The following is a 13492-nucleotide window of genomic DNA, read 5'->3' on the forward strand; positions in this document are numbered from 1 at the left end:
TGTAAGGAGGTAAATTTAATGAAGATTATAGTATGTATGAAACAAGTTCCAGATACCAACGAAGTTAGAATAAATAATGAAACAGGTACGCTAATAAGGGATGGTGTTCCCAGTATAATAAATCCTGATGATAAAAATGCCTTAGAAGAGGCATTGAGAATAAAGGATAAACATGAAGATGTCCATATTACTGTATTAACCATGGGACCACCTCAAGCAAAGAATGCATTAAAGGAAGCTTTGGCCATGGGTGCTGATGAAGCTGTACTTTTAACTGATAGGGCCTTTGCTGGTTCCGATACATGGGCAACATCAACGATTATATCCTCTGCATTAAGAAAAATTGGAGATTACGATATTATATTCTGTGGAAGACAGGCAATAGATGGAGATACTGCTCAAGTAGGTCCAGAAATCGCAGAGTTTTTAGACCTTCCTCAAATAACTTATGTATCTAATCTGGAAATAGATGAAGAAAAAAATATGGTAACTGCCAATAGAGCAATTGAAGATGGATATTATGTAGTGGAATCTAAAATGCCCGTATTATTGACAGCTATTAAGGAATTAAATGAACCTAGATATATGTCTACATGGGGAATATTCCAAAATGCTGCCAATGCTGAGATAAAAGAACTTACAGTAGCAGATTTAGATGTAGATTTAACACAAATAGGTCTTAAGGGTTCTCCTACTAATGTCTATAAAACATTTGTACCTACAAGAAAATTTGAAGGGGAAATATTGGAAGGTAACAATACAGAAGAAAAAGCAAGACAATTCTTAGTAAGAATGAAAGAAAGACATATATTATAAGGAGGGAATAAGATGTCTAACGCTAAAGTAAATCAAGGAATCAACTTAGATGACTATAGAGGTGTTTGGGTTATAGCTGAACAACGAGAAGGAAAGGTTTTAAATATAGCCCTTGAATTATTGGGTGAAGGTAGAAAACTTGCCGACAAATTAGGTGTGGAGCTAACTGCTGTATTATTGGGTCATAATGTAGGAGATATAGCAGAAGAACTTATAAAATACGGTGCAAATAATATACTAAAAGTAGACCACAAATTACTTGAAGTATATACTACCGATGCATATACTAAAGTTATCTCTGATTTAGTCAAAGAAAGAAAACCAGAGGCAGTATTGATAGGTGCTACAACTATTGGAAGAGATCTAGGGCCAAGGATTGCTGGTCGTGTAGGTACTGGCCTTACCGCCGATTGTACTCGACTTGAAATAGATGAAACCGATAGAAAATTACTTCAAACTAGACCTGCATTTGGCGGAAACCTTATGGCAACAATTGTTTGTCCTAAGAATAGACCTCAAATGTCTACTGTTCGACCTGGAGTTATGGAAAAGGCCCATTATAATGAATATCGCACAGGAGTTATTGAAGATATAACTCCAACCCTTACTGAAAAAGACATAATAGCAAATGTTGTTAAGGTTGTAAAGGCTGCTAAAAATAAGGTAAGCCTAGCAGATGCATCTATTATAGTTTCTGGTGGTAGAGGATTAGGTGATTATAAAGGATTTGAGCTCATTCAGAAATTTGCTGGAAAATTAGGAGGAGTTGTGGGGTCTTCAAGGGCTGCTGTTGATAATGGCTGGATTGCCCATGATCATCAAGTGGGTCAAACTGGAACTACTGTTAGACCTAAATTATATGTTGCCTGTGGTATATCTGGCGCTATTCAACATCTAGCTGGTATGGCAGAATCTGAATGTATAGTAGCTATAAATAAGAACCCTGATGCTCCGATATTTGATGTAGCACATTATGGTATTGTGGGAGATCTTTATGATGTAATTCCTGCAATAATGGCAGCAATAGACGATGCAGATAGTATACTGGAAGCAATAGAAGAAAATAAATAATACAATGATCTGTAGTTGGTAGCCAATAGTTAATGGCTACCAACTACTACTTTTTCTTCCCTTACAATATTTAAAACTTCATCATATATAATGAAAATTATGGTAAAAAGGACCTTTTTAGAACATATATTGGTGTCATTCTATAGTCTTTCTGCTACTTTTTTTATATTGTTATGCAGCCCTTTCATTTCTTTATATATATTATTTATATTACATTTCTTAAGCATCTTTTTATCAACCAATACCTCTCCATCTACTATAACCGTGTCTACATTTCCCGCATTTGCAGAGTAAACCAATACGGAATAATAATCATATACAGGCTGCATATTTATAGATTTCGTTTCAAATATGACTATATCAGCCTTTTTCCCAACTTCTATACTCCCTATCTTGTGATCCAGATTTAATGCCCTAGCTCCGCCTGTAGTAGCCATTTCTACGATTTCTTTAGCAGGAAATAAACTCCTATCTCTATTAAACAATTTATGCACCTTGCCTACTAATCCCATCTGAGTAATTATATCTAAAGTATTTCCACTCATGGGGCCATCAGTACCTAATCCTATTTTTAATCCCATATTATACATATCAACTGCAGGAGCCACACCCTTTGCCCCTTTTGAATTGGCACCTACATTGTGAGATATGCCTATTTTTCTATCTTTAATTATGTGTAAATCATCATCAGTAACATGGACTAAATGGGCAGCTAAGAATCTATTGTTCAAAACACCTATACTATCTAAATATCCCACAGGAGTCATATTGTAGTCTTCCTTATACTGAGCCCACTCATAATCCATCTCTGCCACATGCATCATAATTGGTACATCATATTTTTCTGCAATATCAAATGCCATCTTCAAATGAGCATCATCATTGGTATATGGCGCATGGGGAGCTATTGCAGGGATTATCATATCATCATCTTTCCATTTGCTAATAAAATCTTCACCATATTCCAATCCCCCATAGGGAATGCTTGAATCAGGAGCAGGAAAGTTTAATACAGTTTCTCCCACCACTGCCCTTATTCCCATTTCTTTAGCAGCTTGGGCTACTTCGTCTTCAAAATAATACATATCTGCAAAAGTGGTTACTCCTGAAAGAAGCATCTCCGATATACCATATTTAGATCCTATGCTGACCAATTCTCTATTTACTAACATTTTTTCCAATGGAAAAAGGTATCTTTTAAGCCTATCGGGTACATCATCTGCAAGACTCCTAAATACAACCATAGGTACATGGGTATGGGCATTTACCATCCCTGGAATAAGTATCCCATCTTGTCCATCTATTATATAATCATCTTCATATTTGTCTAGCAACTTATTGTCCCCTACATCCACTATAATATCTTTTTCAATAATTACTACTCCATTTTTTATAACTCTCTTTTCCCTATCCATGGTCAGTATATTTACATTTTTAATAATCATCCCTATCTCTCCCTTATTAAATTTATATATATCATCAATTGATCATATACTGAGGATTAAAGAATCTCTTTATCCCTACATAATCAGAATAATATCTGTAAGTATTAGCAGATTGTTGGGCAAATTTTTGTTTAACTTTATCTACCAATACAACTGTATGGTTATAACTACCATCATTAGTAAAATCTATTTGCATAATGCCACCCTCATATAAATAATTTATATTGGGTACTATATTTACTCGTGGTCCCAATTCATTTAAACCTTTATTTCTAGTCATATAAGTCCAAAAATGATTTACACTCTCCCAGTTTCTAGAACCTCCCCATGCATTGGCATGCCAACCCTCTACATAGGTATTTCCAGGTACCATCATATATTTAGCGTTTATAGATTCACTGCTATCCTTCCCCCCAAATCCATACCATATTACTTGAGATATAAAATTTGTACAATCGCCTCCATTGCCCGATGCAGTATAAAACTTCTCATTTCTATCTATTACATATTTATTGGCATAGTTCACTGCTCTATCACTGTTATACAAGTACTTTGTACCGTTTATACTTTGTATACCATCAGTTTTATTATACACAATTAAATCCCTTGTATATTGAAAATCAACTATAAATAATAATTGACTAACTTTCATTCTAGGCATTAATCTTATTTTAGATATTTCAAACATGTTTTCCCCCTGATAATTATGTTCTACTATCTTCCAACGACCCTTATATTTTATTATTTTAAAGGTATTAAGACCAGAATGTATAAAAGGTGGATATGCCTTATTTGTATCTGTATTTATAAATAAAGTCACTTCCCCATAATTTCCTTTTAATATTATATCTCTATAATCAAAGTCCAATGGAAACTGCTCTTTTTCCACATACCCATAATTGTTTTTATCAATATACCTTCTTTGAGCCACTAACATATTTAGCATATTAACCTTATTAATATTTTGTTCATTATACATATAAAGATAATCTGTTAAGTCTCTATAATCCATATCTAAATATGCCTGATACTGAACACTATAAAATCCTTCAATAATTTTTTTGATTTTTTCCACAATATCACCCCAATTACTATATGATATTCACAATATATAGTAAAAGAAACCTGTCTTCTGTGGAAAAGACAGGTTAGATTGTTGACAAACTATATTTTAAATAAAGAAACTATTTTCTGCTCCTTTACATCTATTAATCCCTTATCTGTAATTTTCAAATCATGGCTTACAGGTAAAGACAGTGTGCTAAATGACATTATTTCATTGTAGTGGTTATATCCTAGCTTTTTCATGGCATCCCTTACCTTTTTAAGGTCCGTTCCCAATATGTCTATCTTTTCCTCAGAAAGGATACCTGCCACAGGTAATTTTATAGCAGCTAAAACTTCACCATCTTTAACTACACAATATCCCCCTTGATTTTCTATTATCCAATTGGTAGCTATTGTCATGTCTCTACTGTTTTTCCCCATTACCATAAGATTATGGTGGTCATGGGCATATGTAGATGCCACTGCTCCTTCATTTATAGCTGAGCCTGTGACTAACCCATATCCCACATTATTGCTTTTTCCGTATCTATCAAATACTGATATTAAACAATAGGGAGACTGCTCCCAGTCTAGCCTTCCTGACAATACTTGGATATTTCCTTCTACCTCATTAGTAAATGTGGAATTTGAATTTACATGGATAATTCTACAGGTAATATCTCCATTATCTATGGGTGCATCTATTAAAAAACTATCTTTAGATACTTTATCCAGGTTTACTGACCTATAAAATTCTTTAGGAAACTGATTCCTCCCATCTTTATACATTATATTTCCATTAAATATTTCTCTTCCCATCTTATATACAGCATTTATATTAAAGGTATTTAAATCAGATAGAAGTATAAAATCTGCTATTTTACCAGGAGATATTGCTCCTCTATCTCTAAAACCCATTCTCCTTGATGGTGTATATGTGGCACAATATATAGCCATTTCTGGAGGCATTCCCATATCTATAGCCTTTTTAACTAATGTATTCAAATGTCCATCCAATAATTTATCTGTCATTACATCGTCAGTTACAAAACAAAAATGCTCATATAGATTGTTTTTTACTAAATAATCTATATTTTCTTGGGTCATGGACTTTTCCTGGATCTCTATAAACATACCATTTTTTATCTTATCTTCAATACTCTTTACTGTTTGATGGGTATGGTCTGCATCTACTCCCGTATATATATATTTGGCTAAATCCAATCCCCATATCTTAGGACAATGTCCCTCCAATTGCATATGAGGTGCCCTTTCTTTAAAGATATTTATTATATTGTTTATTAGACTATCTTTATCCCCTATTAAATCCTTAAAATTCATAACTTCTCCTAGACAACAGATCTTATCTAGTCCTATTATATCCTTGACATCTCCTTCTTTTATCACACCACCAGTAGTCTCTAATGCCTCTGATGTAGATGGTACAGAACTGGGAACGCCGTAGAATATATCTACGGCGTTCTCTGTATAGCTATCAATCATAGCCTTTATTCCTTCTGTTCCAAATACATTGGCAATTTCATGGGGGTCAGATACAATGGTGGTAGTGCCGTGGGGTATAATCCCTTGGGCAAAATGATAAGGAGTAGTCATGGAACTTTCGATATGCATATGGATATCTATTAGCCCTGGTATCATATAGTTGTTATTTCCATTTATCTCAATCTTAGGCTCCAGTCTATTTATTTCTTCTTTGCCTATATATAAAAATTTTCCTTCTAGAATAGCTACATCAGCCGATTCAAACTCTTTGAAATAGGCATTATATACTTGCACATCCTTTATAACTAAATCCACTACCATCTTATTTCAACCCCTTTTTTAACTTATTGGTTTAATATCCTATTCCAAGTATTAATCCATTCATTCATAACAGTATTTACAAACGTATAGTCTATTGTATTTCCTTTATCTACATTTTCACCATAAGTAAGTTTAGCTGCATCCTCTTCTGATAATTCAACTTGGGTATTTATTGGAGACTCACTTAATGATTTAGATGTTCTATCCTGTACTTCTTTACTCAATGCATAGTCTATAAACTCATAGGCTAAATCTAAATTTTCTGTCCCTTTAACTATATTTATAGTATTAAAATTTATATACCCACCTTCTGCTGGATCTATATACTTTGCATCTGGTACTGCATCTTTGATTCTGTCAAATGCAAAATCAGCAGTTACTGCCACAGCTATTTCTCCATTTGAAAACATATTTGCCAAATCTGAAGACCTTGAATATGTCTTAACTAAGTTAGGTTTAAGGGCTTCTAACTCATTAAATGCTGCCTCTCCATTGTCTGTAGTTATATCTACACCTGCCTTATTGGAGGCTATATACATTACAGATGGACCAAATGTAGTAGAAAGCTCTGGTATAGAAATCTTTCCTTTAAGAGATGGGTCCCATAAGTCATTCCAAGAATTTATCTCAATATCTACATTATTGGGATCATAGCATATAGCTGCACGATTCAATGTATATGCAGGTCCAGAATTTCTATCCACTATATATTGAGCCTTTGGATGTATATATTCCCCATTAGAAAGCTTGCTATAATCAATCTCTTCAAATAATCCTTCATCTATTCCCTGTTGTGCAAATGCCTCTGCCAAATACATGATATCTACAGTACTATTGGGATTAGTTTTAAGCTTTGTAAGTCTCTCTGAATTATTTCCTGTTTCCAGCACAATCTTTACATTATGTTCCTCCTCAAAGGGCTTAAATACATCTTCCCAAAGGATATCCTCATTATATCCCCATGTGGAAATAACTAACTCTGTAGGACCTTCAGCACTTTGTTCTTCCTTAGGACCACAGCTTACTACACTAAATAATACTAAAACTACTACAAGCATTAAAGCAATTTTTTTCATCTTTTCTCCTCCTCATAAATGGTTAAAAATAATTAGAATACTAACTACTAAACTAATACTAATTTATTAGAAGGCAAATGAAGTTTCACTTCATCACCTTGACTATATTTGTGATCATTATCTCCATTTACTATAATAGCACCTAAATCTGTATCTACAGAATACTGATATTCTTTTCCTAGATATGTCCTAACTGATACCTTGCCATTAATTATATTTTTATCTCCCTGCACTTCTCGAACTATATTTATATCATCAGGTCTTATGGTGCCTATAATATCAGTCTTATCTTTTGCTATTTGATACTCACTTATGAATTTATGTCCCGAATCCGATTGATATAAATCTCTATCTACTCTATTGAGATTAATAAAGTTTTCAAATCCAACAAATCTAGCAACAAATTCTGTAGATGGATAAGAGTAAATAACTTCTGGTGTATCGTATTGTTCTATTACTCCTTTATTCATCACTGCCACTTTATCAGATATAGAAAAACATTCCTCTTGGTCATGGGTAACAAATACAGTAGTTATCCCCATTTTTTGTTGGAGTCTTCTTATTTCCACCCTCATCTTCAGTCTTAATTTAGCATCTAGATTACTTAGGGGTTCATCTAGTAACAATAAATCTGGCTTAATTACTAAAGATCTAGCCAATGCTACCCTTTGTCTCTGACCACCTGAAAGTTCTCCTGGGTATCTATCTCCATATCCCTCTAAATCCACAATCTTTAATATCTTTTCCACATCAGTCTTTATTCTATTTTTATCTACTTTTCTCATCTTAAGACCAAAGGCTATATTATCAGATACAGTTAGATGAGGAAATAGGGCATAGCTTTGAAATACTAATCCAAAATTCCTCTTATGTACAGGAATTTTAGTATAATCATCTTCATTAAATATAAACTTTCCACTCCTTGGCGATATGAATCCTGCTATCACTCTTAATGTCGTAGTCTTTCCACATCCACTGGGTCCTAATAGGGACACTAATTTTCCCTTTTCTATATCTAAATTTAGTTTCTCTAATACATTAGTCTTGCCATCATAAGATACTGTTATATCTTTTAAATTTAATAAAGACATCTTTTTACCTCCATTATTTTGAAAAATAACTTAATCCCAAGGTTCTTTCCACAACAAACATAATTCCTATAGTCATAAGCATTAATAATACTGATAATGCAGATACTGTGGGGTCAAAATAATATTCCACATAACTCATCATCTGTATAGGAAGGGTACTCACACCCGGTCCTGTTAAAAATATAGATACTGGTACATTATTAAATGAATTTATAAATGCCAACATAAAAGCAGCTATAACACTGGATGTTATATTGGGAAATACTACGATAAAAAATGTCTTTATCTTACTGGCTCCCAAACTCACTGCCGCTTCTTCTATTGAATAATCAAAATTGTCTAAGCTCGATGATATAACCCTGATTATATAGGGGATAATTACCACTGTATGTCCAATCAACAAACTGGTATATATGGGAAGTCGCATTTTTATTATTATAAAATTAAAAAGTGCAAAACCAAAAACTATTCCTGGTACTATAACAGGAGAAAAAAACAGATTCTTTATTATAGATTTTCCTTTAAAATCAAATCTACTCAATGCATAAGCAGCAGGAACTCCCAATATAAGGGCAAATAAAGTAGCTATAACTGCCACCTGAATACTTATACTAAATGTACGAATAAACATTTCAGAATTAAATATATTTACAAACCATTTCATGCTAAATCCTCTAGGTGGAAATGCTATATAATTATCTGGTCCAAAGGACGTAATTACTATTATTACCATTGGAGCAAATAAAAACATATATACCAATATTACAAAGGCTAATAACCATTTATTATGTCTCATGCTATACCCCCCTCTCATTAAGCTTCGATGCCAATCTATTTATAACACCAATTATAGTAAGGGTAGTAAATATCATTATGGTGGCTACCACAGAGGCACTGGTCCAGTCTCCCAATGTCATAGCCTTCTGATACACCAATGTGGATAATACCATATTACTATTTCCTCCCAATAGCTGTGGAGTAGTATAGGCCGTCAATGCTCCTGTAAAAACTAATACTGTTCCCACAATAAGCCCTGGCACACTCAATGGGAATATAACCTTAAAAAATGCCACAATCCTATTGGCACCTAGACTCTCCGCCGCCTCTAATAAATCGTATTCTATGTTTTCCATAACACCCACTAATGAAACTATCATCAGGGGCAAAAACAAATATACTGTACCCACTACTATGGCAAACTCTGTATACAACAATTTATATGGTTCAGATATGATATTAAGTCCCATAAGCACCTTGTTTATTATGCCATTCTTACCCAATATAGTCATCCAAGCAAAAGATCTCACCACTGAGTTTGTAAGTAACGGAAATACAGTACACGCTATTAATATCCCTCGAAATTTTTTGTTTGCCCTAGAAATGAAATATGATACAGGCAATCCAAAAATTATAGTTATCAAGGCAGTAATCAATGCTATTTTAAGAGTCCTCATAAATATTTGCATATAATATTCGTCTTTAAAAAACTTGATATACTCTTGGAATGTTACACCCTCTCCCCCTAATAAAGTGGGAAATATAGTATAAATAAGGGGCATTATAAGAAATACCACAATTATAGTTAGACCTGGTACTAACAATACATAAGACCATTTTCCTTTCATGATAAATCTCCTTTGTTAAATTTGTTGTTTAATTACAATTTTTGTATTAATCACGAACATTTTTATAATTTTTATATGTTATTGTTCATAATTTTATTATAGTATAGCACCTGTTCTCTATTAAGTCAAGATTGTAAATGTCTAAATAAAAATAGGATTGAAATCTGTTCAAATTTAAACAGCTCAATCCTATCTTCTCATTATTCTATACTAAAATATTTATTTATTTCCCATTATGTTTACATCCATATGGGGATATGGAATATCTATCTTTTCTTTATCAAATTTATTTTTGACCATCTCTAAAAGGTCAAAATGTACAGTCCAATAGTCTTCTGCTTTAGTCCACACCCTAACCACAAAATTTACTGAACTATCTCCATGGGAGCCTACCCTTATAAAAGGCTCTGGTATTTTCATTATTAATTCGTGACTATCTATTACTTCTCTTATGGCATTTTTAACCTTATCTATGTCATTGTCATATCCAACTCCAAAGGTTAAATCCACCCTTCTCTCTGATTTAGATGAATAATTTACTATGCTATTATTAGAAAGATCTCCATTTGGTATAACTATAAGTCTATTGTCTGGTGTCTTGAGGTGGGTATAGAAGATCTGAATCTCCTCCACTGTTCCTGAATAACCTGCCCCCTCTATATAATCTCCTACTCTAAAGGGTTTTAGTAAAAGTATTAGCACCCCGCCTGCAAAATTAGACAAACTACCTTGTAACGCCATACCAACCGCTAAACTGGCGGCACCCACTATAGCAACAAAAGATGTCATCTTCACTCCCAACATGGAAGCTATAGTAATAAATAGCAACACTTTCAATACTCCATCTAATAGAGACAATAAAAACGGCCTCAAAGATGGATCTACATCTCTTTTTTCCAACCCATCTTTTACTGGTCTAGATATATATTTTATAATTTTTAATCCTATCAATAATACCAGTAATGCAAATAATAGTTTCATTCCAAAATTTAATAATACAGTCACTGAAATTATATCCAATTCTAACACTCCTCTAGTAAATATATTTTTATAATATATACCCCATTCAAAACTATTTATTTGCCTTTTTTATGTCTACACTATTATATAATGAAAGATCATCACTTAGATTTTTTCTCCGATATATACTTAAAATCAACCCTATCATCATCATATTTATAATATATTGAATCCTGCCATAACTTATAAATGGTAATGTGAATCCCGTTATAGGTGCCAATCCCAATACCATCATTATATTATATATAAATTGTACAGTTAATATAGACACAAAACTGATAACCATAAGTCTTCCATAATTGGATGTAATCTTTTTGGCTGTGTATGCCAATCTAAATATATACATGGCTATCAGTGATATTACAGCAATCCCTGCTATCCATCCAAAGGCATACAATATATATAGAAAAATAAAATTTGTATGGGTTTGTGGGATAAGCCATTGATTTATATTGTTTCCTAAGATTCCAGTGGAACTCAATATATTTTTGATTTGCATATTAATATACCCTGCCCCTCCACTGTATTTTTCAGGATTTAAAAATGCATATATTCTTGCAATTCTATAGTACTCATTCATGAAAAATAATATAAATACTAATATACCAGCCCCTAGTGTGGCAAAAATATATTTAAATTTACCCCCTGAAAAAATTAATATGGAAACAAATACTGCAAAATAGATTACAATCCACGTCATTTGTCTATGGATCAATATAAAAGCAAAGGGTAACAGCAAAAAATCCATATTATATATCAGATCCCGTGGTTTCCAACTTCTATTGGCAAATATACCAGCAAGAGATATTGCATACAAAAATGGTGCTATGGATACTATTTCATTGGATATGCAAAAATTACTACACAATAAAAGAAGAATTGAAGTCCCTATATATATGGGGATAGATAGAGGTTTAATTCTTCTATAATCAAAAAAATATAGTCCTAATATCAATATAACTCCTACACATATGGTAACCAGAGTATTTTTCACTAAATCTACTGAGATATCTGATATCTCTAATGTTGTACTTATAAAATACATAGCCACTATACCTAAGGAGACCATCATTGTAGTCAACAATAAAATACTCCACTCTATTTTAGGTCTATGTATAATATTAAGTTCTCTACCCAATGCATGATTATCGCCCATATTTCCAATAGCTATATCTATAGCATTTTCTACATCTACTCCCTTTTCTATCGATTCCTCTATCCCTTCCTCTAAATGGTTTAATAATTCTGTCTCTATCTCTTTATGGGCATCTCTAAACTTAATCTGCAATAAGACCCCATTGATATAGTCCCTTACCTTTTTATATCTCATCAAGTCCACTGGAATCCCTCCATACCATTTTATCTACTGCGCACTTGAATACTCTCCATTCTTCTTTCTTTTCATTCATACTCTTTTTTCCCTTTTTAGTCAATTCATAATATTTTCTCTTTCTATTTCCATTACCTTTATCCCATCGTGACTTTACCATGCCCTTATTCTCTAGATTATGGAGTATTGGATATAGGGTCCCCTCTTTAAAGGAGAATGTCCCTTCGGATCTCTGCTCCAACTCTTTTATCATTTGATATCCATACATACTGTCATCCCTTAATAGACTCAAAACCAGAAGTTCTGTGCTTCCTTTGATTAACTCTTTATTTATCTTCATATACTCACTCCTTTTACCTAGTAAATCTATGCATTGTTATTCTATGTATTATTATATGTAAAGATTTTCAAAAAGTCAAAGATTATATTACATACTCATTGGATAATAAGATATGATATTATAGAGATAGTATTTCTTAATATAGAGAGGATGTTATTATGTTATATTTTTATATATTGTTATTAATTATAGGTCTATCCATATCGTTTTATATAAGCCATAATAAAAAAAGAGGCACCCCCATCGAAGGTACTAAAAAGTATATATTAAACATAATAATGTACTGTTGCTTTATTGGGCTATTATTATTCTATGGATACCAAGAAACTAGAAGTCTAAAGGATTTTTTTATTTTTTCACTTATAGCCTTATCTTATGGTTTTTTCCTTACAGTAATTGAAAAATTAGATGATACAAAAAAAATCCACATCTACGTGGAAATTACATTTGCAATAATAATTTCTTTTTTCTCTTTTCTATCTATCAATTATATGTTAATAACTCCTCTTTCACATATATGGTTAATAATACTAGCTATACACTATATTAAAAAAATATTTAACGAGATGGATAATGGTCAATGTAAAAATCCATATGCCCTTGCTATATTTATGATAATAGTACCCATATTGATAGTAGGTATGTTTATGGTATTTGATGAAAGTTATAGTGGCGTGCCTAGGGCAAAAAGAGAAGTAATTGCCTACCTTAAAGAAGAAAGGGGATATACTGATAAAGATATAAACTCAGCCATCGTAAATAATATTGAAAAGGATAAAGAATTAGTATTTATAGCATTCAATGATG

13 protein-coding genes are annotated in these 13492 nt (G+C 32.6%); 3 read left to right on the top strand and 10 right to left on the bottom strand.

Annotation, left to right across the window (positions count from 1 at the left end):
* The first annotated feature begins 18 nt into the window (after positions 1-18).
* Positions 19-816, top strand: coding sequence for an electron transfer flavoprotein subunit beta/FixA family protein (locus Q326_RS0111875; RefSeq protein ID WP_026895593.1), 798 nt, complete (start codon positions 19-21; stop codon positions 814-816).
* Between the two features lie 12 nt (positions 817-828).
* Complete coding sequence (locus tag Q326_RS0111880) at positions 829-1887, top strand: electron transfer flavoprotein subunit alpha/FixB family protein (protein WP_026895594.1); 1059 nt, start codon at positions 829-831, stop codon at positions 1885-1887.
* Positions 1888-2027: 140 nt separating this feature from the next.
* Here the strand turns inward: Q326_RS0111880 and Q326_RS0111885 are convergent, their stop codons facing one another.
* The 10 genes from Q326_RS0111885 to Q326_RS0111930 form a co-directional block, all read right to left on the bottom strand.
* Positions 2028-3332 carry an amidohydrolase gene (locus Q326_RS0111885; protein ID WP_034602092.1) on the bottom strand — a complete coding sequence of 435 codons (1305 nt, stop codon included), beginning with the start codon at positions 3330-3332 and terminating at the stop codon, positions 2028-2030.
* Positions 3333-3366: 34 nt separating this feature from the next.
* On the bottom strand, positions 3367-4407 hold the full coding sequence (locus tag Q326_RS17265; RefSeq protein WP_051531432.1) for an amidase domain-containing protein: 1041 nt from the start codon (positions 4405-4407) through the stop codon (positions 3367-3369).
* 89 nt (positions 4408-4496) lie between these two features.
* Positions 4497-6203 (bottom strand): adenine deaminase C-terminal domain-containing protein, encoded by a 1707-nt coding sequence (locus Q326_RS0111895; RefSeq protein ID WP_026895596.1) that lies wholly within the window; start codon positions 6201-6203, stop codon positions 4497-4499.
* A gap of 23 nt (positions 6204-6226) precedes the next feature.
* Positions 6227-7279, bottom strand: coding sequence for an ABC transporter substrate-binding protein (locus Q326_RS0111900; RefSeq protein ID WP_026895597.1), 1053 nt, complete (start codon positions 7277-7279; stop codon positions 6227-6229).
* Positions 7280-7326: 47 nt separating this feature from the next.
* On the bottom strand, positions 7327-8370 hold the full coding sequence (locus Q326_RS0111905) for an ABC transporter ATP-binding protein (protein WP_026895598.1): 1044 nt from the start codon (positions 8368-8370) through the stop codon (positions 7327-7329).
* Positions 8371-8383: 13 nt separating this feature from the next.
* Entirely contained in the window at positions 8384-9166 is a 783-nt protein-coding gene (locus tag Q326_RS0111910; protein WP_026895599.1) for an ABC transporter permease, read from the bottom strand.
* Between the two features lies 1 nt (position 9167).
* Entirely contained in the window at positions 9168-9995 is an 828-nt protein-coding gene (locus Q326_RS0111915) for an ABC transporter permease (protein ID WP_026895600.1), read from the bottom strand.
* Positions 9996-10214: 219 nt separating this feature from the next.
* Complete coding sequence (locus Q326_RS0111920; protein WP_026895601.1) at positions 10215-11015, bottom strand: mechanosensitive ion channel family protein; 801 nt, start codon at positions 11013-11015, stop codon at positions 10215-10217.
* A 52-nt stretch (positions 11016-11067) separates the two neighbouring features.
* A complete protein-coding gene (locus tag Q326_RS0111925; RefSeq protein ID WP_245592102.1) occupies positions 11068-12345 on the bottom strand; it encodes an FtsW/RodA/SpoVE family cell cycle protein in 1278 nt (425 codons plus the stop codon).
* Positions 12335-12685 carry a PadR family transcriptional regulator gene (locus tag Q326_RS0111930; RefSeq protein ID WP_026895603.1) on the bottom strand — a complete coding sequence of 117 codons (351 nt, stop codon included), beginning with the start codon at positions 12683-12685 and terminating at the stop codon, positions 12335-12337. The genes Q326_RS0111925 and Q326_RS0111930 overlap by 11 nt, the downstream gene beginning before the upstream one ends.
* Positions 12686-12843: 158 nt before the next feature.
* Here Q326_RS0111930 and Q326_RS0111935 point away from each other — a divergent pair.
* Positions 12844-13492 (top strand): hypothetical protein (locus Q326_RS0111935; protein ID WP_026895604.1); only part of this gene is annotated, 649 nt, incomplete at its 3' end.

It is taken from the genome of Clostridiisalibacter paucivorans DSM 22131 (assembly GCF_000620125.1).
GTDB classification, from domain to species: domain Bacteria; phylum Bacillota; class Clostridia; order Tissierellales; family Clostridiisalibacteraceae; genus Clostridiisalibacter; species Clostridiisalibacter paucivorans.